We start from the raw sequence: 25840 nt of genomic DNA, 5'->3' as shown, positions 1-25840 counted from the left end.
AGACTGACGCAAAGGGGCGTCATGATACGCCGAACCCGTGGCTTCATCACGCCATGATCCATGTCAGGGCGTGATGAAGCCGATGCCCGCAGCGGCAGGCGCTGGCTTCACCGCGCCGCCGCGAAATCCTCCAGGGTCTTCATCAGTCCCTGATACCCCCCCGTGGCGATGTACCAAGTGGCCGGATCGAGATAGAACACCCGGCCCTGGGTCCAGGCCGTACTGGCGGCGACAGCCGGGTGCGCGGCGAGCGTCTGCGCCGCCTTGCCTTCGCCACCGGTCGCGGCACCGCGATCCAGGATCACCAGCCAGTCCGGCTCGGCCTGCAGGGCGGCAGCCAGGCGCGCCTTGTGCCGTTCGCGCAGCTGCATGGCCTCTGGCGAACCGGGCGCCGGGCGGCCCTGCGGCAGGGATGCCGGGTCGACCGGCGGGGCAACGGACGTCGTGCCCAGCACCTCGGCGAGCATGCCGAAACGCTCGCCTGGCGCATGCACCATCAGCGCATCGTTGACGGTGAACAGCGTCAGCGTAGCGAGCCCCTGGTTCTTCTCGTGCGTCGCCGCCAGCGCCTGTTGCAGCTCGGCATCCAGCCGGGCGGCCCGTGCCTGGCGGTCGAAGATGTCGCCCAGCAGCCGCAGGTTCTGCCGCACCCCGGCGACGAAGGCATCCGGCGCGATGCTCAGGTCGAGGGTCGGCGCCAGCTGCGCGAGTTTCGCGTAAGCGCCACTGGAACGCCCGGCAATGATGATCAGGTCCGGGCGGAGGGCTTCCAGCGCAGCGTAGTCCGGCTCGAACAGGGTGCCGACATTGGCCGCCTCACGCCCCGCGTAGGCGTCTTTCAGGTACTCGGGGCCGGCCATCCGCGGCACCCCGGCCGCCGACACGCCGAGTGCATCCAGCGTATCCAGGGTGGCCAGGTCGAACACGGCAACCCGTTTGGGAACCTCGTTCAGCGTCAGGCCACCCTGCGCATGATTGACCGTCAGTGGATAGGCGCCATGGGCAGACGCCAGGGCCAGCAGGGCGAACGCGGCGACCAGGTGGGTCACGGCGGAGCGAAGCGACGACATCTCACTCTCCTCGTTGCAATGGACAGGTAGCGGGCGCGTACGCCGCATGCGGGCGTCGCCTCGGCTGCATGCGCCCCGCCCAGGCGCCGTCGAGGGTACAGCAGCGATTTTGCAATTGATATTGAGCCGCATTCGGATTTACACCTCGCCGGAACCAGGCCCACGAGCCCTCTGCTGTGCAGGGCTGCCGGGGTGCGCAGAATTTACAAAGTGCAAATGTATAGTTTGTAAATCACATTTACTCGCAGATGAGTATTCATATCATTTGCGACCTGTCCGCAGCTTACCGGCAGATTGCCAGCGGCAAGACCTGCCCGGACATGGGCGCCCCAGCAGCACTCGCCCGTATCGCGTCACGCCTCCGAACAGCCGCCGGGACGATCTGCCCTGCGCCGCCGGAGACGCGCCGTCGCTCTGCAAGCACGCCGACACCCGGGCCATCCTGATTTCCGTAGGAGCTATTCGCATGTCACGCACGCGCCACCCGTTCACTGCTCGTTGCAACCCACAGTTCCAGAAAACCCTGCTGGCCGTCGCACTGACCTCGGTCGCCTGCACGACCGCCGCCGCGCAGGCATCCGATCAGGTGAAGCTCAATGACGTGGTCGTGACCGCCTCGGGCTTCGAGCAGAGCATCAAGGATGCGCCGGCCAGCATCAGCGTGATCTCGGCCGAAGAGCTGAAAAAGCGCTCCTATACCGATGTCACCGATGCGCTGAAGAATGTCGCCGGCGTGCAGATCGCCGGGGGCGGCGTCGAGCGCTCGATCATGATCCGCGGCATGACGGCCGGCTACACCCTGTTCCTGATCGATGGCCGTCCGGTGCAGGGCAACGACGCCTTCGGCCTGAACGGCACCCAGGCGGGCACGCCGATCAACTTCCTGCCGCCGATCGAGGCCATCGAGCGTATCGAGGTCATCCGCGGCCCGGCATCCTCGCTCTATGGCTCCGACGCCATGGGCGGCGTGGTCAACATCATCACCAAGCGGATCCACAACGAGTTCGGTGGCAGCATCACCGCCGAATACTCGATGGCCGACAGCAAGAACGACGTCAACGAGGATGGCTACCAGACCAGCGCCTACCTGAATGCGCCGCTGATCCGCGATGTGCTGTCCCTGCAGCTCAATGGCTCGTTCCTGCACCAGGATGAGAGCCACCTCATCGGGGAGGACGACAGCGGCGCCACCGACCCGCGCTACAGACGCAGCAACGCTGGCGGCAAGCTGGGCTGGAACATCGATGAACAGAACCTCGTCACCTTCAACTACAACGAGGGCCGCCAACGGCGCTGGGCCAACCCCGGCAAGAGCCTGCCCCAGGCGGACGACGCCACCTTCACCGACTCGATCCAGCGCACGTACGCGATCACCCACGAAGGCCGCTACGGCAACCTGCTGAGCGACAGCTACATCAATTACGACCACTCCGAGAACCTCAGCCGCCTGAACGCCACGACCGGTGAAGGCATCGAGTACAGCGTGCTGACGGCCAATACCCAGGCGACCTACTTCGCCGGCTCGCACGCCCTCACCGCGGGCCTGACGCACAAGTACGAGAAGCTCGAGGACGGCGCCAGCAGCGGGCTGCGCGAGCCGGTGGTGGCGGACGCCAACGCGGTGGTGGAGATGGATCGCTACCAGAACTCCCTGTTCCTGGAGGACAACTGGAGCCTGACCGATGCCCTGACCCTGACCCTGAGCGGTCGTTTCGATGACAACCAGGCCTATGGCAGCGAGTTCAGCCCGAAGGTCTACGCGGTCTATCGCCTGAATGACAACTTCACCCTCAAGGGCGGCGTGACCACCGGCTACAAGGCGCCGGCCCTGCGCCAGAGCGCCACCGACTACGGCGCCACCTCGAGGGGCGGGGTGATCATCGGCAACCCCGATCTGATCCCGGAAACCAGCGTCAACCGCGAACTGGGGATCGGCTACGAGAACTTCGACCTGGGCCTCAGCAGCACCCTGACCGTCTACCAGATCGACTACGAGGACAAGATCAACCGCACCGGCCGCATCTGCGCCCAGAACGTCGCCTGTACCTACAACGGCACCACCTACCCCGCCCACCAGTACGGGTATACCGCCTACGAGAACGTCGACGAGGCCGAGCTGAGAGGCGTCGAGTTCACCCTCGACTACCAGATTCTCGACAACCTCACCTACCGCCACAGCTACACCTACACCAGCACCGAGCAGAAGTCCGGGCAGTACAAGGGAGAGCCGCTCAACGACGTGGCCAAGCACATGTTCAATGCCTCGCTGGACTGGCAGGCGAGCGAGAAACTGAACCTGTGGACCCAGATCAACTACCGTGGCGAGACCTCCGGCCGCTGGCAGACCGGCACCAGTGGCTCCAGCAGCAACGGCGTGACCTACCCCGCCTACACCTTCGCCGACGTCGGCCTGGTGTACAAACCCAGCCGCGACCTGAGCCTCAAGTTCGGTATCTACAACGTCACCAACAAAGAGGTCACCACCGATGAGGACTTCGCCTACAACCTCGATGGCCGGCGCTACGTGTTCGGCCTGACGCAGAACTTCTGAGGCGACGGGACCCGCCCTGCACGCAGGGCGGATGTCCATGCACAGACGCATCGTCAAGCCGTCACCGGGTTCGCGTGGCGGTCGCCGTATCCAGGTCGATAACCGGCTGGCGCAGCCCAGTCAGGTGAGTCAACCGAGCGCCGAATCCGCCTGGGCCGCCACTGGCGCCTGCTGCTGAGGTGCGGACTCGCCAGGGGCCGCCGGCAGGCGCAGATGGATGCGCAACCCCGCTTCCGGGCTCTCTGCCCACAACTGGCCGCCCTGCAGTTGCACCATGCTGCGCGCGATGGCCAGACCGAGACCGTAGCCATCGCCACCTGGGCGCGCCGCGTTGAGGCGGGTGAAGGGACGAAAGATCGCTTCCAGCGCCTGTTGCGGCACGCCTGGCCCCTGGTCCTCGACACACAGCCACCAATGATCCCCTTCGCGCCGACCGCTCAGGCGCACCACCCCGCCCTCGGGGGAGTGGCGAATCGCGTTGCGCAACACGTTCTCCAGCGCCTGCGCCAGGCCGTTGAGGTGCCCGCGCACGATGCAGTCGGCTGGCAGATCGCAGGGCAAGCGCTGGATGTCCCAGCCCGACTCGAAGCCGGCATTCTCGCGCAGCACTTCCCAGAGCCGGCCGATATCGATCGGCTCCAGCGGCAGGCTGGGCCGTTCGGTATCCAGCCAGACCAGCTCGAGGGTGTCGCCGATCAGCTTCTCCATGCCCTCGACCTCACGCTCCAGGCGCTGGCGCAGGGCGACGATATCCTGCTCGTGCTCGCCGGCGACACGCAGCCGGCTCAGCGGGGTGCGCAGCTCGTGCGACAGGTCACGCAGCAGCTGACGCTGAAAGGTCAGCGTATTCTGCAGACGCCCGGCCATGTGATCGAAGGTCCGCGCCAGCTCTCCCAGCTCGTCCTGGCGGCCGCCCACCCCGGGACCGACCCGGGCATCCAGGTCGCCGGCACTCAGTGCCACCGCCTGGCGGCGCAGGATCGCCAGCGGCGCGATCAGCACGCGGTACAACAGCAGGCCGAGCAATACCGCGAGCACGGCCGGCAGCACCCGCTGCAGCAGGGCTTCCCAGATGTCGTTGTAGCGACGCGGGTTCAGGCGCTGCGGCAGCTCCATGATCAGGCGCGCCTGGTCGTCGCTGAACGGAATGGAAAACGCCGGAGTGCCCCCGGGGCGTCCGACGGAAAAATCGAGCGCACGCACGAAATCCAGGCGCTGCCGCGCCTCCCCGTCCAGCGGCTGCGAGGACAGCGAACGCAGCTCGGCGTCGACCACCACCGCCCAGACCTGCTCGCGTTCGCGCAATGCCCGCAGAAAACCATCGACGCCCTCGGCCCCGTCTTCACGCCAGGCACGCTCGGCGGCGTGCGCATAATCACCGAGCACCGCCTTGGTCGAGTCAGACAGGTAGGAAGTGTTCTGCAGCAGGAGGCGACCGATATCGACATGCAGGCTGACCAGCAACAGGCAGAACAGCGCCAGTGCACCGCTCAGTTTCCACAGCAGCGAGTGCCGCCCCGGCAGGCTCATGGGCTGACCTGCACCATCACGTAGCCCTTGCCCCAGGCGGTGTCCACCCGCGCATCGGCATAGCCGATGGCCTGCAGCTTGCGACGCACGTGGCTGACATGCATGTCCAGGCTGCGATCATGCTGGGCATAGGCGCGACGCAACGCCTGCTGATAGAGGAAGGGTTTGCTCAGGACTTCCTCGCGGTTGCGCCAGAGCAGCTCCAGCACCCGGTACTCGCTGGGTGTCAGTCCGGCCCACTGCCCGGCATGCGAGACATCGCTACGTCCCTCGTCGAAGCTCAGCCCCTCGTCGCTCCTGGGGGCCTGCTGCTCGTGCCGTTCGTAGGCCACGCGGCGCAGGATCGCTTCGATCCGCACGCTCAGCTCACCCAGGCTGAACGGCTTGGGCAAATAGTCGTCCGCCCCCTGGCTGAAGCCGGCGATGCGGTTCTGCTCGTCGCCCAGCGCCGACATCAGCAACACCGGCACCCGGCGACGCTGGCGCAAACGCTGCAGGGCCTCCAGGCCGTTGGTGCCCGGCAGCATGATGTCCATCAACACCAGGTCGAAGTCCTCGCGCTCGGCCAGGCTCAGCCCCTCGCTGCCATCGTGGCTGAGGGTCACCTCATAGCCGCGGCGCATCAGGTCGGCCTGCAGGTGGCTGGCCAGCAGGGGGTCATCTTCGACGGCGAGAATGCGGGCAGACACGGGAGAATGAGCCATCATCGGGGACCACGGAATAAAATGAGAATAATTCTACCTCCTAAACGACAACCGCTCACCTGAAGATTCCGTCGCGCCGAATCGCTACACTGCGCGGATGTCATTACGGAGAGACATCGTGTTCAAGGATCTCGGCATCAAAGGGCGTGTACTGCTGCTCACCCTGCTTCCCACCAGCCTGCTGGCTCTGGTCCTGGGCGGCTATTTCACCTGGGTGCAGCTGTCCAACCTGCAGGCGCAACTGCTGCAGCGTGGGGAGATGCTGGTCGAACACCTGGCGCCCTTGGCCGCACCGGCCCTGCAGCAACAGAACAAGGCCCTGCTCGAGCGCATCGCCCAGCAGGCGCTGGACCACCCCGACGTGCGCGTGGTCAGCTTCCTCGCACCGGAGCGCACGGCCCTGGCGCATGCCGGCCCCAGCATGCTCAACCCCGCCCCCGACAGCCAGACCGAGATCAGCCTGCTCAGCGGCCAGGACGCCACGCGGTTCCTGCTTCCGGTCTACGACCAGCACCTGGTGCTCAGCGACGTGAGCGAAACGGAAAAGCCTCCGCAGCTGCTCGGCTGGGTGGAACTGGAGCTGTCGCACCAGGGCACGCTGCTCAGCGGCTACCGCAGCCTGTTCGCCAGCCTGCTGCTGATCGTCGGCGGCCTGGCCGTCACCGCCCTGCTCGCCCTGCGCATGAGCCGCACCATCAATGAACCGCTGCGTGCGATCAAGGCCGGTGTCGCCCAGCTCAAGGACGGCAACCTGGAAACCCGCTTGCCGCCACTGGGCAGCCACGAGATGGACGAGCTGGCAGCCGGCATCAACCGCATGGCCGAAGCCCTGCAGAATGCCCAGGAAGAGCTGCAGCACAGTATCGAACAGGCCACCGAAGACGTCCGGCAGAACCTGGAGACCATCGAGATCCAGAACATCGAACTGGACTTCGCCCGCAAGGAGGCGCTGGAAGCCAGCCGCATCAAGTCGGAATTCCTCGCCAACATGAGCCACGAGATCCGCACGCCGCTCAACGGCATCCTGGGTTTCACCAACCTGCTGCAGAAAAGCGAACTAAGCCCGCGCCAGCAGGACTACCTGACGACCATCGAGAAGTCCGCCGACAGCCTGCTCGGCATCATCAACGAGGTCCTCGACTTCTCCAAGATCGAGGCGGGCAAACTGGCGCTGGAGTCGATTCCCTTTAACCTCCGTGACCTGCTCCAGGACACCCTGACCATCCTCGCGCCCGCCGCCCACGAGAAGCAGCTGGAGCTGGTCAGCCTGATCTATCGCGATACCCCGCTGGCCCTGCGCGGCGACCCGCAGCGCCTCAAGCAGGTGCTCACCAACCTGGTCAGCAACGCGATCAAGTTCACCCGCGAAGGCACCATCGTCATGCGCGCGATGGTCGAGGACGAAAGCCCCGACAGCGCGCAACTGCGCATCAGCGTGATGGACACCGGCATCGGCCTGTCGGACGAGGAGCTGCGCGCGCTGTTCCAGGCCTTCAGCCAGGCCGACAACTCGCTGACCCGGCAGACCGGCGGCACCGGCCTCGGCCTGGTGATCTCCAAGCGCCTGATCGAACAGATGGGCGGCGAGATCGGCGTCGACAGCACCCCGGGTGAAGGCTCGGAATTCTGGATCAGCCTGGCACTGCCCAAGGCACGCGACGATGCCGAGGACCTGCCCCGTACCGCGCTGCTCGGTCATCGCGTGGCCATTCTCGAAAGCCATGAACTGGCGCGTCAGGCCCTGGCCCACCAGCTGGAGGACTGCGGCCTGGAAGTGGAGAGCTTCGCCGATGCCGGCGCGCTGTTCGATGCCGTCAGCACCCAGCAGCATCAGACGCGATCGCTGACCCTGGCAGTCCTGGGCATCACCGCCGGGCAGATGCCACCCGACACCCTCGGCCAGCGCATTCAGGAGCTCGACCGCCTTGGCTGCAAGGCCCTGGTGCTCTGCCCGACCACCGAGCTGGGGACCTTCCACAGCACGCTGCCAGATGCCTACACCCAGTTGCAGGCCAAGCCGCCCTGCACGCGCAAGCTGCACAAGGCGCTGGTCGAACTGGTCAACCCGCAGCGCCCGCTCAACGAACCGCTGCTGATCAACGACACGCGCCGGCCGCACATCCTCTGCGTCGACGACAACCCGGCCAACCTGCTGCTGGTGCGTACCCTGCTCGATGACATGGGCGCCCAGGTCACGGCGGTGGACAGCGGCTACGCGGCGATCGATGCGGTCAAGCACGGCAATTTCGACCTGGTGTTCATGGACGTGCAGATGCCCGGCATGGACGGCCGCGAGGCCACGGAAGCCATCCGCTACTGGGAGAACGAACAGGGGCACAGCGCCACCCCGATCATCGCCCTGACCGCCCATGCCCTGGCCAACGAAAAACGCGCCCTGCTGCAGAGCGGCATGGACGACTACCTGACCAAGCCGATCAACGAACGCCAGTTGGCCCAGGTGGTGCTGAAATGGACCGGCCTGAACCTGCGCAACCAGCCGGCCAGCAAGGCCGCCCCGCCGGCGCCGGTGCAATCCCAGAGCAAGGTGCTCGACGCCGAAGAAGGGCTGCGCCTGGCCGCCGGCAAGGCCGACCTGGCCGCAGACATGCTGAGCATGCTGCTGGCCGGCCTGCCGGGTGATCGCCAGGCCATCCGCCAGGCCCGGGAAGCCGGCGAGCGCACGGCGCTGATCGAGCGCGTGCACCGCCTGCACGGCGCGACACGCTACTGCGGCGTGCCGCAACTGCGCGCGGCCTGCCAGCGTAGCGAGACGCTGCTGAAACAGGATGACCCGGAAGCGCAGCAGGCCCTGGACGAGCTGGATGCCGCCATTTCCCGCCTCACCGAAGCCGCGGCGCAGAGTGCCTGAGGAACCGCCATGCGTATCTGCCTGTTCAGCAGCAAGCCCTACGACCGGGAATCCTTCATCGCCGCCGGCGCGCCATCCGACTGGCAGCTGCACTTTCACGAGGCGCGCCTGACCCTGGACAGCTCGGCGCTGGCCGCTGGCAGCGAGGTGGTCTGCGCCTTCATCAACGACGAGCTCTCCGCCCCGGTGCTGGAGCGCCTGGCCGCCCAGGGCACACGCCTGATCGCCCTGCGTTCGGCCGGCTACAACCATGTCGACCTGCAGGCAGCGCAACGCCTGGGGCTACCGGTGGTGCGGGTGCCGGCCTACTCGCCGCACGCGGTGGCCGAACACGCCGCTGCCCTGGTGCTGGCCCTGAACCGGCGCATCCATCGCGCCTTCAACCGTACCCGCGAAGGTGATTTCTCCCTGCATGGGCTGACCGGCTTCGACCTCCACGGCAAGACCGTGGGCGTGGTCGGAGGCGGCAAGATCGGCCAGGCGTTCGCCCGCATCATGCACGGCTTCGGCTGCCAGGTACTGATCTACGACCCCTACCCGCTGGCCGGGCTCGAGGCCCTCGGCGCCCGTCAGGCCACGCTCGATGAAGTGATCGCCGGCAGCGACATCCTCAGCCTGCACTGCCCGCTGACCGAGGCCAGCCACCACCTGATCGACAGCACCCGCCTGGCGCAGATGAAACCCGGCGTGATGCTGATCAATACCGGCCGTGGTGCGCTGGTCGACGCACCCGCGCTGATCGCCGCGCTGAAGAGCGGCCAGCTCGGCTACCTGGGGCTGGATGTCTATGAAGAGGAATCCGAGCTGTTCTTCGAGGATCACTCCGACCGCCCGCTGCAGGACGACACCCTGGCCCGGCTGCTGACCTTCCCCAACGTCATCATCACCGCGCATCAGGCCTTTCTGACCCGCGAAGCGCTCGGCGCCATCGCCCGCACCACGCTGGACAACATCGCCGCCTGGGTCGCGGGCACGCCGGGCAATGAGGTCAAGGCCGGCGCGTGATAGCATGCCGGCTGATCCGGAGGACCCATGGCCGAACACGATTTCCGCTACACCCTGCTCAACCCGCAACACACCCTCACCGAATGCCGCGCGCTGGCGCCGGGCCGCTACCAGGTCACCGGCAACGGCGGCTCGATCCAGGCCAACGACGTCCTGCTGGTCACCCTCAAGGGCAGCCGTGACCTGCACATGCGCCTGCAGGTGGAGAAGGTCCGTCACCTGATCAATCCGCCCGGCCAATGGCTGGCCGTGTGCAAAGGCCCGCAGTTCAAGGAGCTGGCCATCCACAACTGGCAGGTCAACTGCGATGGCTGCGGCAAGCAGCTGGATTTCGAATTCGCTGTCGACGCGGCGCTTGGCAAGGCCGCCCAGGGCCCGGCTGCCGAGGCGCGCATCGCCGAACTGGGCTGGCGCAACGACGCCGGCCGTCATCTGTGCCGCACCTGCCAGGAGGCCTGACCATGCACCGCGCCCTGCCCCTCGCCCTGCTGACAACGACGCTGGTCGGTTGCGCCAGCGATGCACCGCAACTGGAAACCGAGCACAGTTACCGCGTCGAATGGATCGGTGAACGCCCGCTGATCGACCGCAGCCACCTGACCATCACCTTCGCCGCCGACGGTCGTGCCCACGGCAACGCGGGCTGCAACCACTGGTTCGCCGGTTACACGCTGGCTGGCGAACACCTGCGCTTCGAGGCCCCCGGCAGCACGCGCAAGCTGTGCGCCCCGGCCCTGATGGAGCAGGAGCAGCGCTTCCTTGCCGCATTGGGCCAGGTGCAGCGCTGGGACTTCAACGCCATCGGCCAGCTGCAACTGTGGCCGGCCAGCGGCAAGCCGATCCGCCTCTGGGCCGAGTGAGACCACTTTAGACGGCGCTCAGCGACAACGCCGTTGTCGCTGAGCGCCCCGCTTCCTGTCAGGCGAACAGATCCAGCTGTTCCTGGCGCCCACGCATGTCGTGCAGGCGAACGCCGACCCCAAGCAGACGCACGGGCCTCTCGCCCCGGGCGAAGGCGTTGCTCAGCAGCAGCCGGTAACTGTCCAGATCGAGGCTGGCGCCCGCCTGCTCCAGGGTGGTCTGGGTGAAGTCATGGAACTTGACCTTGACGAAGGGCTTGTCCGGCCGATAGCTGGCGTCCAGACGCAGCAGGCGACCGTTCATTTCCTCGAGCAGCGCCGGCAACCTCTGCAGGCAACTCTCCAGGTCCGGCAGGTCCTGATCGAAGGTGTGCTCGACGCTCAATGACTGGCGCCGGCTGTCCACCTGCACGGCGCGCTCGTCGATGCCATGCGCCAGGCGCCACAGGCGCTCGCCGAAACTGCCGAACTCACGCACCAGCGCCAGCTTGTTCCAGTCGCGCAGGTCCATGCAGGTGCGGATGCCCAGACGCGTCAGCTTGTCCGCCGTGACCTTGCCGACCCCGTGCAGCTTGTTCACCGGCAACTCGGCGACGAAGTCGTCGACCTGATCCGGCGTGATGACGAACAGCCCGTTGGGCTTGCGCCAGTCACTGGCGATCTTGGCCAGGAACTTGTTCGGCGCCACGCCCGCCGATACGGTGATGTGCAGCTCCTGCGCCACGCGACGGCGGATTTCCTGGGCGATGCGTGTGGCACTGCCGGAAAAATGCGGCGAGTCGCTGACATCGAGGTAGGCCTCGTCCAGCGACAGCGGCTCGATCAGATCGGTGAACTGGCGGAAGATGGCGTGGATCTCGCGGGAAACCGCGCGATAGGCCTCGAAACGTGGTTTGACGATCAGCAGGTCAGGACACAGCTTCAGCGCATGTCGCGAGGACATCGCCGAGCGCACGCCATACGCCCGCGCCTCGTAGTTGCAGGTGGCGATCACCCCACGCCGATCCGCAGAACCGCCCACCGCCAGCGGGCGGCTGGCCAGGCTCGGGTCGTCGCGCATCTCGATTGCCGCATAGAAGCAGTCGCAGTCGACGTGGATAATTTTTCGCTGGCTCATAGGCCGTCGATTTTACGTGCATGCCCCCATGAAAGACGACAGCTGAATATTGCTCCGCTGAATACCTTAGAGGTGTTCTACCAGACGTTATGCACCGAGACCGTCATAGGTATTGCTCAACCAGTAAGCAGTAGAAAGAAACAACGCGACCTGGCAGTCTTGCCGACCACTCTCGACAACCAATTCAGCTGACTAACTCGCTCAGCCTGATGATGGGGTCTCCGTTGTAAGCAAATGACCACAATCCAAACCAGACCATGCCTGGTTGCCATCCTGAAACCTGCAGGCTAGAGTTCGGCCGTCGTGGTCAATCCCACGACCGGGTGTGACAACCCGAATCGTTCGAGGCGCGGTAGCGCCATAGCCTAAGTAGCCAGCACTCCAAGTGCATGGTTACTTAATTTCTATGGTGGACCGTGTGGGGCAGGCTTTTGCCTGGCCGGTTCCCTCGGACGCCGGTTTGTCACCCCCGCACGGTCCGCCACCCATAGCCGAGTGACAACGGCGGGTGACGGCTCCTTAATCGTCTGAGGAGCATAAGGAAAATGCGCTATCCCCTTTTTACCCAAGAGCTCCGCCTTGGGCTTCAGGTCTTACTGTCCACCTCCGATGTTGAGGTGAACCATGGCTGAGTTCGAATCCGGTGTTGTACCTTTTCCGATGCGGCGAAGCCCGCTGCGTGAATCAGAACGTTCCCCCTTAGCCTCTGAAGCAGCAGCTGAACGACGCGGTGAAATGCTCAGCAATTTATTGGATCAGTTGGCCGAGGCAGACGGTTTGCAGCCAACAGACCTGCGCGTGCGAGTCGCCGCTTACGCTGCTTTGGAGTTGCTAAATGAAATGGTCGTGCTCTATCGCCGAGCTTTATCCGAGGCACGAGGAGGTGCGAGATGAGCAAGAGTGCAATGACCTATCTGCCACCTCACGAAGACCTCCCAGGTGTTGAAATCATTTGGACTACGGAGTGCAGGGAAGCATTCAACCAAGGTGCAAAACTGGCACAGACCTGGCTCGACAACGCCCGAGGCGGCTGGCTCTGGGCGATCATGATTGCCGAGCGCGATCTCCTACCTTGCGCTCTAGAAAGGCGTGCCTTCGAGGTCGGATTTCTAAGTCGTATCCACCGGCGAATTGGTTCACAGCATTCCTGAGTAGCCAGCGAAAAGCTCCTCGCGCTGTAGGTGGTTTCTCTACGACAGCAGATTCAACCTAATGGTCGTCCAGGCTTTGTAATGCCAAATCGCTTCGAAGATGAGAACGATTGACGCAGAGACAGGCTGTAGCAGGCTCTGCTATCAGATTGGTCACTCAACCAGCGGCGCTAGGTGGGGCAAAATAGGAGACGTGTACAGCAGTGACGCACCACTACGCAAACCCGCCTCGCGGCCTTGCCCAGCCTGGCCTGGAACCCTGAAGCCCAACGAGCGTTTGACGCTAAGCATCTGAGTTGAAAACAGTTTTCTAGCAAATAGCGGTTGACAGGAAGATATCTGCCGGTAGAATGCCGCCCCACAGACGCGGGATGGAGCAGTCTGGTAGCTCGTCGGGCTCATAACCCGAAGGTCGTAGGTTCAAATCCTGCTCCCGCAACCAGCTTCACGAAAAGGCCACTCAATGAGTGGCCTTTTTGCTTTGGCGAAAAATTAACTTTTTCGATCAAAAACAACAAATCGATTGACAACCTCTCAAGCAAGCGTAGAATTGCCGGCGCGGGATGGAGCAGTCTGGTAGCTCGTCGGGCTCATAACCCGAAGGTCGTAGGTTCAAATCCTGCTCCCGCAACCACCTTCAGAAAAAGGCCACTCATCGAGTGGCCTTTTTCGTTTCCGGCATTGACCTCCCTCAGCTTCGCTTAAGGCAATCGGCCTATTCTTGGCGTACCTGCCACAGACGCAGGACATTGACCGAGGAAAGCCTGAATGAACTGGAAGAACACCCCACCACGCTATGGAAGCCTGTCCATCGGCCTGCACTGGCTGATGCTGATCCTGATCGCCGCCGTCTACGCCTGCATCGAACTCAAGGGCAACTTTCCCAAGGGCAGCGATACCCGCGAACTGCTCAAGCAATGGCACTTCATGCTCGGCCTCGGCGTTTTCGCTCTGGTCTGGCTGCGCCTGCTGGCCCGGGCCCTGGGCAGCACGCCGGCGATCGTACCGCCGCAGCCATCCTGGCAGGCACTGGCCGCCAAGCTGATGCACCTGGCGCTGTACGCCCTGATGATCGGCGCCCCGCTGGCCGGCTGGCTGATCCTCAGCGCCGCCGGCAAACCCATCCCCTTCTTCGGCCTCGAGCTTCCCGCACTGATCGGCCCGGACAAGGCGCTGGCCGGGCAGATCAAGGAGCTGCACGAGCTGGCCGGTACCGCCGGCTACTGGCTGATCGGCCTGCATGCCGTCGCGGGTCTTTACCATCACTACGTGATGCGCGACAACACCCTGACGCGCATGCTGCCCGGACGCAATTGAGGTGAAGACGCCTCTGGTCAAGCGCCCTGAGCGCCGCTAGAATTGCGCACTTTTTGATCAGAGGCGCCCGCAGGCGCCCGTAGAGGTTAGCCCGCATGTCCACCGCCACACCCAAAGTCGGTTTCGTCTCTCTTGGCTGCCCCAAGGCGACCGTCGACTCCGAACGCATCCTGACCCAGCTGCGCATGGAAGGTTACGAGATCGTGCCGACCTACCAGGATGCCGACGTGGTAGTGGTCAACACCTGCGGCTTCATCGACAGCGCCAAGGCCGAATCCCTGGATGCCATCGGCGAGGCGATCGCCGAGAACGGCAAGGTGATCGTCACCGGCTGCATGGGCGTGGCCGAGAACAGCATCCGTGACGTGCACCCCAGCGTGCTGGCCGTGACCGGCCCGCAGCAGTACGAGCAGGTGGTCAGTGCGGTGCACGAGGTGATTCCTCCGAAAACCGAGCACAACCCGCTGATCGATCTGGTGCCGCCACAGGGCATCAAGCTGACACCGCGTCATTACGCGTACCTGAAGATTTCCGAAGGCTGCAACCACAGCTGCAGCTTCTGCATCATCCCGTCGATGCGCGGCAAGCTGGTCAGCCGCCCGGTCGGCGACGTGCTCAGTGAAGCCGAGCGCCTGGTCAAGGCCGGCGTGAAGGAACTGCTGGTGATCAGCCAGGACACCAGCGCCTACGGCGTGGACCTGAAGTACAAGCTGGACTTCTGGAACGGGCAGCCGGTCAAGACCCGCATGCTCGAACTGTGCGAGGCCCTGTCGGCTATGGGTGTATGGGTGCGCCTGCACTACGTCTACCCCTACCCTAACGTTGACGACGTGATCCCGCTGATGGCGGCCGGCAAGCTGTTGCCCTACCTCGACATTCCTTTCCAGCACGCCAGCCCGAAAGTGCTCAAGTCGATGAAGCGCCCGGCCTTCGAAGACAAGACCCTGGCCCGGATCAAGAAGTGGCGCGAGATCTGCCCCGAGCTGACCATCCGCTCCACCTTCATCGTCGGCTTCCCGGGCGAGACCGAGGAAGACTTCCAGTACCTGCTCGACTGGCTGACCGAAGCCCAGCTCGACCGTGTCGGCTGCTTCCAGTACTCGCCGGTGGAAGGCGCCCCGGCCAACGACCTGGGCCTGGAGCCGGTGCCGGATGACATCAAGCAGGACCGCTGGGAGCGCTTCATGGCGCACCAGCAGGCCATCAGCTCGGCACGCCTGCAGGCCAAGATCGGCCTGGAGATGGACGTGCTGGTCGACGAAGTGGACGGCGAAGGCGCCGTGGCCCGCTCCTGGGCCGACGCTCCGGAGATCGACGGCAGCGTGTTCATCGACTCCACCAACGTGAAGCCCGGTGACAAGGTGCGCGTGCGCATCGTCGATGCCGATGAATACGACATGTGGGGCGAGCTGGTCTGAGCCTCCTGCCTGCAAGCCCCGCCTCGGCGGGGCTTGTTCTTTCTACCCCCCATTTGCCTGTCCGAGCCCTGCCATGAGCGAACCCACCCGTCTGTCCAAACGCGTCATCGAACTGCTCGGCTGCTCGCGCCGCGAAGCTGACCTGTACATCACCGGCGGCTGGATCAGCGTCGACGGCCAGGTGATCGAGGCGCCGCAACACAAGGTAGACGAGCAGCAGCGCGTGGAGCTGCTGCCCGGTGCCAGCCTCGATCCGGTGGAGCCGGTCAGCCTGCTGCTGCACGTCCCCGCCGGTAGCAGTGGCGGCGCCCTGCTGCGCCTGCCGACGCGCGACAACCATTGGGAGGCCGATCCGCACGCACAGCGCATCCTGCACGGCCACTTCCTGCGCCAGGAACAGAGCCTGCCACTGCAGAACGGCGCCAGCGGCCTGGTGGTGCTCAGCCAGGACTGGCGTGCCCAGCGCAAGCTGCGCGAGGACGGCGCCAGGCTGGAACAGGAATACCTGGTCGAGGTCAGCGGCGAGATGCCCGCCAACGGCCTGGAGCGTCTGAAGAAAGGCCTGCTGCACAAGGGCGTGCAATACCCGCCGTGCAAGGCCAGCTGGCAGAGCGAGCAACGCCTGCGCTTCGCCCTGAAGAACCCGGCGCCGGATCTGCTGCGCACGCTGTGCACCGCGCTTGGCCTGCAGGTACGGGAGATGAAGCGTATCCGCATCGGCGGTGTGCCGATGGCCAAGCTGCCGCTCGGGCAGTGGCGCTACCTGGGTGACAAGGAACGCTTCTGAGGCCGTGTTAGGCTGTGCCCATCACGCTCTGGAGACCACCATCATGCGTACCCTGCTCCTCACCGCCCTGCTCACCCTGAGCCTGCCCGGCCTCGCTGCGCCAGCGCCGTTCTTCCTCTGGCAGAGCAAGAGCGACGGCCACCTGACCTGCGCTCAGACCAGCCCGGGCGAAGGCTGGATTCGCTTCACCGGGCCGTTCCGCGATGCGGGCTGCCGGGTGGCATACGACGCCCCGGTCAGCAGGCGCTAAGAGTCGAGCCATGCAGCATCTGGTTTCCCCGGTCGGTATCGTCCACTCCTGCTTCAAGGAAAAGTTCGCCATCCCGCGCCAACCGCATCTGGCCCCCGCCGCGCGCGGCGTGCTGGAGCTGCTGCCGCCCTTCGATCAGGGTGATGCCGTGCAGGGGCTGGAACAGGTCAGTCATGTCTGGCTGCTGTTTCTCTTTCACCAGGCACTGGAAGACAAGCCGCGCCTGAAGGTGCGCCCACCGCGCCTGGGCGGCAACCAGTCGGTGGGCGTGTTCAGCACCCGCGCCACCCACCGCCCGAATGGTATCGGTCAGTCGGTGGTGCGCCTGGAACGGGTCGAACCAGGGTGCCTGCATCTGTCCGGCATCGACCTGCTCGACGGCACACCGGTGCTGGATATCAAACCCTACGTGCCCTACGCCGACAGCGTGGCCGAGGCGCACAACGGCATGGCCGACGCGCCACCGCCACTGATTCCGGTGGACTGGCAGGACGCCGCCCTGCAGCAGGCACAGCAGCATGCCCTGCGTCTTGGCCAACCCCTGGTGGAGCTGATCGAGCAGTGCCTGGCCCAGGACCCGCGCCCGGCCTACCAGCAACCCCAGCCGGACCGGCGCTACGGCGCGCGCTTCTGGGACCTGGACGTGCACTGGCACTACCCGGAGCCGGGGCGAATTCGGGTACTCGATGTGCAGACGGCCACGACCTGATCAGACACATGAGCAGGCATTTCGGTTGGCAATGATGCCTGCTTTAGCTGCTGCAACGTCCTAGGGTGAAGGCCTCAATATCCTGCGAGGCCTTTTCATGCATCCGTACTTTTCTCTTGCCGGGCGTACCGCCCTGGTCACCGGCGGCACCCGCGGCATCGGCCTGATGATCGCCAAGGCCTTCGTCGAAGCCGGCGCCCATGTCTATGTCTGCGCGCGTGACGGCGAGGCCTGCGCACAGACCGCCGCCAAGCTGTCGCAGCTCGGCCAGTGCACCGGCATCGCCGCCAACCTGGCCAGCGAAGAAGGCGTGCAGGCGCTGGCGCGGGAGCTGGGCGAACGCATCCAGCGCCTGGACATCCTGGTCAACAATGCCGGCACCACCTGGGGCGCGCCGCTGGAGAGTTACCCGGCCAAGGGCTGGGAGAAGGTCATGCAGCTCAACGTCACCTCGGTGTTCGGCTGCATCCAGCAGATGCTGCCCCTGCTGCGCGAGGCTGGTTCGGCAGCGTGCCCGGCGCGGGTGATCAACATCGGTTCGGTGGCCGGGATCAGCGCCATAGGCGAACAGGCCTATGCCTACGGACCGAGCAAGGCCGCGCTGCATCAGCTGTCACGCATGCTGGCCAAGGAACTGGTGAGCGAGCATATCAACGTCAACGTGATCGCTCCGGGGCGCTTCCCGAGCAAGATGACCCGCTTCATCGCCGAGGATGAGGCCGCCCTGGCCGCCGATACCGCCGTGATTCCGATGCAGCGCTGGGGCCGTGAGGAAGAGATGGCCGCCCTGGCCCTGACCCTGGCCGGCAGCGCAGGTGCCTACATGACCGGTACGGTCATCCCCATCGACGGCGGTTTTCACCTGGGCTGAAGGCTGTACCGGCGGCCGCGCTGCGCATGACGCCCGCGGCTAGCCGTGCGCCCTTCAGCGCGACGGATTGAGCGCCAGCATATCGGCCTCGATAGCGTCCTGACGCTCGATCAGTGGCTCCACCAGCGGGCGGCTGGCCAGGAAATGGGCAGTGCGCGTATGCGCCTCGAAAGCCGCCTCGTCGACATACACCTCGTACAGCCAGACCAGATCGGGATCGCTGCGGTCACGCATCAGGTCGAAAGTCAGGCAGCCCGGCTCATCACGCACCGAGGCGGCGGCGTTGACCTGCATGGCAGACATGAACGCGTCGAACCGGCCAGGCTTGAGTCTGGTCTTGAGCAATAGCACGTACACTGCATTCTCCAATATGTTTTATATTTGAAGAATTATTGTATACATAATGGAGTGCAAAGAAATGCTCGAACGCCCGTCCCGTCTCAATGGTCTGCGCCACCTGGCCCTGCTGGTACCCAACCTGGAAGCCTGCGAGCGTTTCTATGTGGATGTGCTGGGCATGCAAGTGCTGCACCGCGCCAACGAGGACCTGGTCTACCTGACCTGTGGCAACGACAACCTTTCGCTCGGCCGTGCCTACGCCGAGAGCCATGGCGTACCGCTGGTCGATCATTACGGGTTCATCGTCGACAGCGCCGAGGAACTGGATGCCTGGTATCACTACCTCAAGGCCTGCGGCGTGACGCTGCTGGACAGCCCGTTCGAGCATGGCGACGGCGCGCGCAGCTTTCACCTGCTGGACCCTGCCGGCAACAAGGTCCAGCCGCTCTATCACCCGGCGATATCGGGCCAGCGCTTCAGCCCGGCCGCCTGATCAGGCAGCCGCAAGCGGGTCACTCAGGTACGGAACTGCCCGACCAGCCCCTGCAGCTCCACGCCCAGGCGCGCCAGCTCGGCGCTGGAGGAAGCGGTCTGCTCGGTCGCCGTGGCGCTCTGCTCGCCGATGTCGCGCACCCGGGTGACGCTCTCGTTGATCGCCTCGGCCACCGCGCTCTGCTCTTCGGCAGCCGCGGCGATCTGCTGGTTCATCTGCTCGATGGTGCTGACCGCCTGCGTGATGCGCCCCAGGGCATCCCCCGCCTCGCCGGCCAGCTCCACGGTGCGGCGGGTCAGGTCGCGGCTGCTGTCCATCTGCTGCACGGCGTCCTTGGCCATGCGCTGCAGGCTGGCGATCAGGGTCTCGATTTCCTCGGTGCTGTCCTGCGCACGCTTGGCCAGCGCCCGTACCTCATCGGCGACCACCGCGAAACCGCGCCCCTGCTCGCCGGCACGCGCCGCCTCGATGGCAGCATTGAGCGCCAGCAGGTTGGTCTGCTCGGCGACGTTGCGGATCACCTCCAGCACGCTGCCGATGCGTGCGCTCTCCTTGTTCAGCGCGGCGATGGCCTCAGCGGAGTGCTCCACTTCACCGGCCAGGCTGTCGATCTGCTCGACGGCCTGCTGCACCACGCGATTGCCCTGCTGCGCCTCCAGGTCCGCGTCACGTGCGGCCAGCGAAGCCTGCTCGGCGTTCTGCGCCACTTCCTGTACGGTGGCGGCCATCTGGTGCATGGCCGTGGCGGTCTGCTCGGTTTCCAGCTTCTGCGTCTGCACACCGGCGCTGGTCTGCGCGGTGATCGCCGACAGCTGATCGGCCGCCGCCGCGATCTGCCCGACGCCACCGCCGATGCGTCCCACCAGATTGCGCAGGCTCAGGGTCATGTCCTGCATCGCCGCGAGCAGTTGCCCGACCTCGTCGCGGCGGTCCTGCGGGATGTCCTGGCTGAGATCACCGGAGGCGATACGCTGGGCGAAGCTCACGCTCTGACGCAGCGGGCCGACGATCAGGCGGGTGATCAGCAAAGCGGCACAGATACCCAGCACGATGGCCGCAGCACCCATGACGCCGAGCATCAGCAAGGCGCGCTGACTATCACCGAGCATGCTCTGCTCAGCGCTGACCTGGGCCGACTCGGCCAGGTCGACCACCGAGCGCGCACGCTCGATCATGGCCTTCTCGGTCGTATGGTTCTGTTCGCGCAGCTGCTGGTAGTAGAGGAAGGAGCGCTGGTACAGGGTCAGTGCCTGCAAGGCGGTGTCGATGGCCGCCTTCTGATCGTCGTTGAGCCAGACGGTGAGGCTGCGGGCGACGGTCTGCAGGTCTTCGCTGACGTACTCCCACTCTTCCAGCGCCTTGGGTGAGCCGTCGATGATGTAGAGGCTTTCCTGGCCGCGCAGATCAAGCATGCGCTTGCTCAGGCCGGAGGCGGTTTCCGCCAGGGTCAGTGGATCGCTGCCGCGCAGCCGGTCACCTTGCAGGCGCAGTTCGCGCACGGCGTCATACATGTCCAGCTCGATCACTTCGAACTGGTCGCGCGCCTCGGCGGCAGCGGTGCGCATGTCCTGGCGGGCTTCGCGTGCCTTGCCCTGCTGTTCGACGTAGTTGTCGAACTGCTTGAGGTATTCGGCGGTGGCCTGCTGCATGGTCTGTACGCGGCTGCTTTCCACGCTCTGCTGCGCCAGTTGCTCGAGCATGCCCTGTACCTTGCGCAGGCTCTCGCGCACACGCTCGGCGCTCTCCGGGCTCTGCTCGATGGCGAAGTTGCGCTCCAGACGACGCGCCTGGAGGATTTCCTGGTTGACCTGCGCCAGCTGGCCGACCTGCGCGTGCCCCTGGAGCACGGCCTGGACGGCGAGATAACCACTGCCGGTCATCGCGGCGGTGAGCAGCAGCACGAGACCGAAACCGATGAGGAGTTTCTTGCCCACGGCAAGGTTGGCAAACAGACGCGCGGCAGGCTTGAACATATGGGGGTCGCTCCAGTTCTTCTTATTGCAGTCGTACCTCGTGGGTGCGACCTGATCGACTGAACAGGCAACTGCTGTGCCATGCCGAGAACAACCTATCGGCAGGCACCTGGCACCGCTTGAGTGCTGGCAATTGGCCAAACGAACAGTCTGAGGATAGCCACTGCCCGCTCGCTGGCTGGCGCATTTCGGCAAATATCCGCTTACTGGCGCCGAATAACTGGCGACTTCCCGCCCCCCGCCGCGCGCCACGCGGCAAATGAAAAAGGCGCAGCTCCATCAGAAGCTGCGCCTTGGCTGACACCCTACCTGCCTGTGTTCAGCGGCCGGCAAGCACCGGCATCACGCGTGGACGCAATACCTCACCCACCACGGCCAGAGCGCCGATGGCACCGGCGATCCAGTACCACTGCGCGACCGGGTCGAACAGCAGCCAGCCCAGCGCATGCAGGAACACCACCATGATCAGCACGGGGCTGACGTAGCGCACCATGAACAGCCACAGCGCATAGCCGGCCGGCGGCAGGTCGAGCTCATCGCGCATGATCTCGCCGCGCAGCGCATAGCCCGCGAGAATCACCATGAAGATACCGCCCAGGGGCATCATCCAGCGCGAGGTCAGGTAGTCCAGCCAGTCGAAGAAGTTCTTGCCCAGCGGCGTCCAGCCGGACAGCAGGTTGAACGACAGCATCGCCAGCAGGCTGATCAGCAGCAGCACCGCCCCGGACACCATGGCGGCACGCAGGCGGCTGACGCCGTGCTTCTCGTTCAGGTAGGCCACGGTGGCCTCGATCATGGAGATCGCCGAGGTCAGCGCAGCGATCGAGACCATGGCGAAGAACAGCACGCCGAAGGCCGTGCCGAACGGCATCTGCTGGAACGCCAGCGGCAGGCTCATGAAGATCAGCCCCGGGCCCGCACTCGGGCTCATGCCGTTGGCGAAGATGATCGGGAAGATCGCCAGGCCGGCGAGCAGCGCCACGCAGGTGTCGCAGATGGCCACCATGAAGGTAGTGCGGGCGATGGACTGGCCGTCGGGGATGTAGGAGCCGTAGGTGAGAATCGCCCCGGAGGCCAGGCTCAGGGTGAAGAAGGCATGGCCCAGCGCCGCCAGCAGCGCTTCGCCCGTGATCTTCGAGGCATCGAAATGGAACAGGAAACCGAAGCCGGCGCTGAAGCTGCCGCTGGTCAGGGCATAGCCCACCAGCACGATGAGCATCAGGGCCAGGCCCGGCATCATCCAGCGCACCGCATTCTCGATGCCCTTCTGCACGCCCTTGGCCACGATCCACAGGGTCAGCAGCGCCACCAGCACGCTCCAGCCACCCAGCTGCCAGGGGTTGGCGTTGTGCGCCTCGAACACCCCACCGAGCGCTTCCACGCTGGTGGCCGCCAGGGAGCCGTCGAGCATCTTCCAGGTGTAGGCGAAGGCCCAGCCGGCGACGACCACGTAGAAACACAGGATCATGAAGCCGGCGAGCATGGACATGCCGCCGACGGCCTTCCACAGCGGGCTGCCGTTGTTCTCGCGCACCACGCGGCCGATGGCGTCGATGGGGCTGCCACGGCCACGCCGGCCGATGGCGATCTCGGTCATCATCACCGGAATGCCGATGGCCAGGATACACGCCAGGTACATCAGCACGAAGGCACCGCCGCCGTACTCACCGGTGATATAGGGGAATTTCCAGATGTTGCCCAGGCCGACGGCCGAGCCGGTTGCTGCGAGGATGAAGCCCCAGCGCGAGAGCCAGAGATTCTTCGGTTTTTCACGAGTCATGCGTCACCTGTTTGTTTTTATCTGTGACGGGATCGGACCCGCCGTGCTTGTGGCACGGCGGAATGCAAGGCTTGGATGAAAGCCGGAGGTGTCACTGAGCGTCGGGCTGCACCTCCGGGGCGGCCAGTCGGAAGGCCTCCAGGGGTTCGCAGCGCGCCGCCATGGCGACAATGCGTGGGTACGCGGCAAGGTCACAGTTAAAACGCCGCGCATTATACAGCTGCGGGATCAGACAGGCTTCCAGATAACCCGGATGCGCGCCGAGCGACAGGCGCCCGTCGAACGGCGCCAGCCCTTCCTCCACCGCGGCCAGGCCCAGCGCGACCCAGTGCCGGTACCAGGCGTTCTTCGCCGCGTCGTCGGCGCCCAGCTGGTTGCCCAGGTATTGCAGCACGCGCAGGTTGTTCAGCGGATGCACGTCGCAGGCGATGTGCAGGGCCAGCGCCCTGACCTGCGCACGTTCGGCCGGATCGGCGGGCAACAGCGAGGGTACCGGGAAGATCTCTTCCAGGTACTCGAGGATCGCCAGCGACTGGGCGATGCGCACGCCGCCATTCTGTTCGTCGACCAGCAGCGGCAGCAGGCCCTGCGGGTTCAGTGCCCGGTATTCGGCGGCATGCTGCTCGCCACCGTCACGCAGCAGGTGCACCGGCAACTGCTGGTAGGCCAGGCCCTTGAGATTGAGGGCGATACGCACGCGGTAGGCGGCGCTGGAGCGCCAGTAGCCATAGAGTTTCAACATTGCGAATTCCTTTCGAAACGCAACCTGCGTGGGAGCGGCTGCAGCCGCGATTCAACCGAGCATCGCGGCTAAAAACGCTCCTGCAGTCGCGCCGATGGATCAGCGGGCGTCGTAACGCTCCACCACCTGATCGATGGCACCGAAGATGGTCTGGCCGCTGGCGTCGAACATCTCGATACGCACCCGGTCACCGAAGGCCAGGAAAGGCGTCTTCGCCTCGCCCTGTTCGACGATCTCCAGCATGCGTTTTTCCGCCAGGCAGGAAGAACCGGCGCTGCGGTCGTAGTTCGACACGGTGCCCGAGCCGATGATGCTGCCGGCCCCCAGCGGACGGGTCTTGGCGGCATGGGCGACCAGGGTCGGGAAGTTGAAGGTCATGTCCACGCCGGCGTTCGGCTGGCCGAACAGCGCGCCGTTGATGTGCGACACCAGCGGCCGATGCACCTTGCCATCCCTCCAGCTGTCGCCCAGTTCGTCCGGGGTCACGGCCACCGGCGAGAAGCTCGACGACGGCTTGCTCTGGTAGAAACCGAAGCCCTTGGCCAGTTCGCCGGGGATCAGGTTGCGCAGCGACACGTCGTTGACCAGCATCAGCAGGCGGATGTGACCCGCCGCTTCGGCCGGCGTGGCCCCCATCGGCACGTCGTCGGTGACCACCGCCAGTTCGGCTTCCAGATCGATGCCCCAGGCTGCGTCGGCCAGGCGAATCGGGCTGTGCGGCGGGATGAAGGCATCGGCACCGCCCTGGTACATCAGCGGGTCATGCCAGAAGCTTTCCGGCATCTCGGCGCCACGGGCCTTGCGTACCAGCTCCACGTGATTGACGTAGGCACTGCCATCGGCCCAGTGGTAGGCACGCGGCAGCGGGCTGTGACAGGCCGCCTGGTCGAAGGCGAAGGCGCCCTCCTCCATACCGTCGTTGAGACGCTGATAGACCGCCTCCAGCCTGGGCCGCAGCGCGCTCCAGTCGTCCAGTGCGGCCTGCAGGGTGGCGGCGACCTGCGGCACGCGCACGGCGCGGCTCAGGTCACGGGAGACCACGACGAGAACACCGTCGCGGCCCTGATTCAGTGATGCGAGTTTCATGCTTGCTACCTATTCGTCTGTTGGCGTGCGGGCAGCCCCGCTCCCTCTCGCGGGAGCGGGGCGATCGATGCCCGCCCCTTAACCCTGGGCACCCGGCGCGCGCCAGGAATTGACGTACTCGGGCACGTCCACGGCTGCGGCGGCCTCGCCCACCTCCAGCGCACGACGGGTGTCGATCATCACCGCCACCTCGTCGATGAAGGTCGCCGGATCGACCTGGCTTTTCTTCAGCGCCTTGGGATGCGGGCCATGGGGGAAGCCGCATGGGTGCAGCGTGACCATGCCCTGCTCGATGTTGTCGCGACTGAAGAAGTTGCCACGGTGGTAGAACAGCACCTCGTCGTAGTCGTCGTTGTTGTGGAAGAACGGCACCTTGAGCGCGCCCGCATCGGACTCCACCGGGCGTGGGGTGAAGGTGCAGATCACGAAACCGTTGGCCACGAAGGTGGTGTGCACCGACGGAGGCAGGTGGTAGCGATGGCTGATCAGCGGGCGTATGTCGCGCCAGTTGAGACGCACCACGGTGTTGTCGCCATGCCAGCCGACCACGTCCAGCGGGTTGTAGGGATAGGTCACGGTACTGATCTGGTCGCGCCGCTTGATGCGGATCTGCCAGGTGTTCTCGTCCTGCTGCGCCTTGAAGGCATCGTCGATGTGCGGATGTTCCAGCACCGCCGGGTCGAAGATCGCCTGCGGGCCGAGCAGGCCCTTGTCCGGCAGCTGGTAGGCACCGTCGGTGTTCTCGATCAGCAGGAAATAGCTCGGCGTGCTCGCCTCGATGCGCCAGGCGGTACCGCGCGGGATCAGCAGGTAATCGCCGTCACGGTACGGCAGATGGCCGAAGTCGCAATACAGGTGCCCGGCCCCTTCATGGACGAACAGCAGCTCGTCGCCATCGGCGTTGCGCACCAGGTGGCGCATGGCGCCGTGGGTACGCCAGACGCGCAACTTGACGTCGGCATTGTGCAGGGTCAGCGGCGCAGCCAGCGGGCAGTCTCGCTCGCTGGGCACCTCGTTGAAGTCGAAGGCGTGCGGGCGCAGCGGCCCTTCCCAGTCGATCCAGCCCGTCGGCGCATGCTTGTGATGCAGGTGCGCGGTGGGGCCGAAGAACCCCTCGCGGCCCATCTCGCGCTCGTAGGTGTCCTGCGGCAGGTCGCAATGCGCCTGCCGCGAACAATCACCCTCACGCAGGGGAAAGCTGATCCATTTGCGGCTCAT

General features: G+C 65.2%; 24 protein-coding genes and 2 tRNA genes. 16 read left to right on the top strand and 10 right to left on the bottom strand.

Features of this window, described 5'->3' with window-relative positions; all coding sequences use genetic code 11:
* Positions 1-107: 107 nt before the first annotated feature.
* Positions 108-1070 (bottom strand): siderophore ABC transporter substrate-binding protein, encoded by a 963-nt coding sequence (locus EWH21_RS10090; protein ID WP_277700425.1) that lies wholly within the window; start codon positions 1068-1070, stop codon positions 108-110.
* 466 nt (positions 1071-1536) lie between these two features.
* Between EWH21_RS10090 and EWH21_RS10085 the strand changes: the two genes are divergently transcribed.
* The gene (locus EWH21_RS10085) at positions 1537-3621 is read left to right on the top strand and encodes a TonB-dependent receptor (RefSeq protein WP_277700424.1); all 2085 of its coding nucleotides are present in this window, start codon (positions 1537-1539) and stop codon (positions 3619-3621) included.
* A gap of 129 nt (positions 3622-3750) precedes the next feature.
* Here the strand turns inward: EWH21_RS10085 and EWH21_RS10080 are convergent, their stop codons facing one another.
* Positions 3751-5151, bottom strand: coding sequence for a sensor histidine kinase (locus tag EWH21_RS10080; protein ID WP_277700423.1), 1401 nt, complete (start codon positions 5149-5151; stop codon positions 3751-3753).
* The gene (locus tag EWH21_RS10075; protein ID WP_081876489.1) at positions 5148-5858 is read right to left on the bottom strand and encodes a response regulator transcription factor; all 711 of its coding nucleotides are present in this window, start codon (positions 5856-5858) and stop codon (positions 5148-5150) included. Before EWH21_RS10075 ends, EWH21_RS10080 begins: the two co-directional genes overlap by 4 nt.
* A 115-nt stretch (positions 5859-5973) precedes the next feature.
* Here EWH21_RS10075 and EWH21_RS10070 point away from each other — a divergent pair, with 115 nt between their 5' ends.
* From EWH21_RS10070 to EWH21_RS10055, 4 genes are read left to right on the top strand one after another with little or no spacing between them, the layout of a single operon-like run.
* Entirely contained in the window at positions 5974-8724 is a 2751-nt protein-coding gene (locus EWH21_RS10070) for a response regulator (protein WP_277700422.1), read from the top strand.
* Between the two features lie 9 nt (positions 8725-8733).
* Positions 8734-9729 carry a 2-hydroxyacid dehydrogenase gene (locus EWH21_RS10065; RefSeq protein ID WP_277700421.1) on the top strand — a complete coding sequence of 332 codons (996 nt, stop codon included), beginning with the start codon at positions 8734-8736 and terminating at the stop codon, positions 9727-9729.
* A 27-nt stretch (positions 9730-9756) separates the two neighbouring features.
* Positions 9757-10188 (top strand): hypothetical protein, encoded by a 432-nt coding sequence (locus EWH21_RS10060; protein WP_277700420.1) that lies wholly within the window; start codon positions 9757-9759, stop codon positions 10186-10188.
* Between the two features lie 2 nt (positions 10189-10190).
* Positions 10191-10589: an META domain-containing protein gene (locus EWH21_RS10055; RefSeq protein WP_047590001.1), complete on the top strand. Its 399-nt coding sequence runs from the start codon at positions 10191-10193 to the stop codon at positions 10587-10589.
* A gap of 58 nt (positions 10590-10647) precedes the next feature.
* Here EWH21_RS10055 and dinB read toward each other — a convergent pair whose 3' ends face one another.
* Entirely contained in the window at positions 10648-11706 is a 1059-nt protein-coding gene (dinB, locus tag EWH21_RS10050) for a DNA polymerase IV (RefSeq protein WP_152488408.1), read from the bottom strand.
* Between the two features lie 624 nt (positions 11707-12330).
* Here dinB and EWH21_RS10045 point away from each other — a divergent pair.
* From EWH21_RS10045 to EWH21_RS10000, 10 genes are all read left to right on the top strand, one after another.
* Positions 12331-12600 (top strand): hypothetical protein, encoded by a 270-nt coding sequence (locus tag EWH21_RS10045; protein ID WP_080757071.1) that lies wholly within the window; start codon positions 12331-12333, stop codon positions 12598-12600.
* Positions 12597-12857, top strand: coding sequence for a LasR-specific antiactivator QslA (locus EWH21_RS10040; protein WP_080757070.1), 261 nt, complete (start codon positions 12597-12599; stop codon positions 12855-12857). Before EWH21_RS10045 ends, EWH21_RS10040 begins: the two co-directional genes overlap by 4 nt.
* A 365-nt stretch (positions 12858-13222) precedes the next feature.
* Positions 13223-13299, top strand: a tRNA-Met gene (locus EWH21_RS10035).
* A gap of 115 nt (positions 13300-13414) precedes the next feature.
* Positions 13415-13491: transfer RNA gene (locus EWH21_RS10030), tRNA-Met, on the top strand.
* A 134-nt stretch (positions 13492-13625) separates the two neighbouring features.
* A complete protein-coding gene (locus tag EWH21_RS10025) occupies positions 13626-14174 on the top strand; it encodes a cytochrome b (protein WP_047587813.1) in 549 nt (182 codons plus the stop codon).
* Positions 14175-14269: 95 nt separating this feature from the next.
* Positions 14270-15592 carry a 30S ribosomal protein S12 methylthiotransferase RimO gene (gene rimO / locus EWH21_RS10020; RefSeq protein ID WP_277700419.1) on the top strand — a complete coding sequence of 441 codons (1323 nt, stop codon included), beginning with the start codon at positions 14270-14272 and terminating at the stop codon, positions 15590-15592.
* Between the two features lie 73 nt (positions 15593-15665).
* Positions 15666-16379 (top strand): rRNA pseudouridine synthase, encoded by a 714-nt coding sequence (locus tag EWH21_RS10015; RefSeq protein WP_273255492.1) that lies wholly within the window; start codon positions 15666-15668, stop codon positions 16377-16379.
* A gap of 43 nt (positions 16380-16422) precedes the next feature.
* Positions 16423-16629 carry a hypothetical protein gene (locus EWH21_RS10010; protein ID WP_277700418.1) on the top strand — a complete coding sequence of 69 codons (207 nt, stop codon included), beginning with the start codon at positions 16423-16425 and terminating at the stop codon, positions 16627-16629.
* Positions 16630-16639: 10 nt separating this feature from the next.
* Positions 16640-17338 (top strand): tRNA (N6-threonylcarbamoyladenosine(37)-N6)-methyltransferase TrmO, encoded by a 699-nt coding sequence (gene tsaA / locus EWH21_RS10005; RefSeq protein WP_277700417.1) that lies wholly within the window; start codon positions 16640-16642, stop codon positions 17336-17338.
* 97 nt (positions 17339-17435) lie between these two features.
* Entirely contained in the window at positions 17436-18209 is a 774-nt protein-coding gene (locus EWH21_RS10000; RefSeq protein WP_277700416.1) for an SDR family oxidoreductase, read from the top strand.
* A 54-nt stretch (positions 18210-18263) separates the two neighbouring features.
* Here the strand turns inward: EWH21_RS10000 and EWH21_RS09995 are convergent, their stop codons facing one another.
* The gene (locus tag EWH21_RS09995) at positions 18264-18566 is read right to left on the bottom strand and encodes a putative quinol monooxygenase (RefSeq protein ID WP_277700415.1); all 303 of its coding nucleotides are present in this window, start codon (positions 18564-18566) and stop codon (positions 18264-18266) included.
* Positions 18567-18627: 61 nt separating this feature from the next.
* Here EWH21_RS09995 and EWH21_RS09990 point away from each other — a divergent pair, with 61 nt between their 5' ends.
* Complete coding sequence (locus tag EWH21_RS09990) at positions 18628-19041, top strand: VOC family protein (protein WP_277700414.1); 414 nt, start codon at positions 18628-18630, stop codon at positions 19039-19041.
* A 23-nt stretch (positions 19042-19064) separates the two neighbouring features.
* Here the strand turns inward: EWH21_RS09990 and EWH21_RS09985 are convergent, their stop codons facing one another.
* The 5 genes from EWH21_RS09985 to EWH21_RS09965 all read right to left on the bottom strand — a co-directional run bounded on the left by EWH21_RS09985 (position 19065) and on the right by EWH21_RS09965 (position 25840).
* Positions 19065-21014 (bottom strand): methyl-accepting chemotaxis protein, encoded by a 1950-nt coding sequence (locus EWH21_RS09985; protein WP_273255489.1) that lies wholly within the window; start codon positions 21012-21014, stop codon positions 19065-19067.
* 319 nt (positions 21015-21333) lie between these two features.
* Positions 21334-22794, bottom strand: coding sequence for a sodium-dependent transporter (locus tag EWH21_RS09980; protein WP_047587824.1), 1461 nt, complete (start codon positions 22792-22794; stop codon positions 21334-21336).
* Positions 22795-22885: 91 nt separating this feature from the next.
* A complete protein-coding gene (maiA, locus tag EWH21_RS09975; RefSeq protein ID WP_037056904.1) occupies positions 22886-23536 on the bottom strand; it encodes a maleylacetoacetate isomerase in 651 nt (216 codons plus the stop codon).
* A 99-nt stretch (positions 23537-23635) separates the two neighbouring features.
* On the bottom strand, positions 23636-24622 hold the full coding sequence (locus EWH21_RS09970) for a fumarylacetoacetate hydrolase family protein (protein ID WP_277700413.1): 987 nt from the start codon (positions 24620-24622) through the stop codon (positions 23636-23638).
* 78 nt (positions 24623-24700) lie between these two features.
* Entirely contained in the window at positions 24701-25840 is a 1140-nt protein-coding gene (locus EWH21_RS09965) for a homogentisate 1,2-dioxygenase (protein WP_277700412.1), read from the bottom strand.

Origin of the sequence: Pseudomonas sp. REST10, from assembly GCF_029542605.1 — a bacterium.
Taxonomy (GTDB): Bacteria; Pseudomonadota; Gammaproteobacteria; order Pseudomonadales; family Pseudomonadaceae; genus Aquipseudomonas; species Aquipseudomonas khazarica.
The sequence above is the reverse complement of the archived record's forward strand: the minus strand, read 5'-3'. Positions and strand labels throughout refer to the sequence as shown.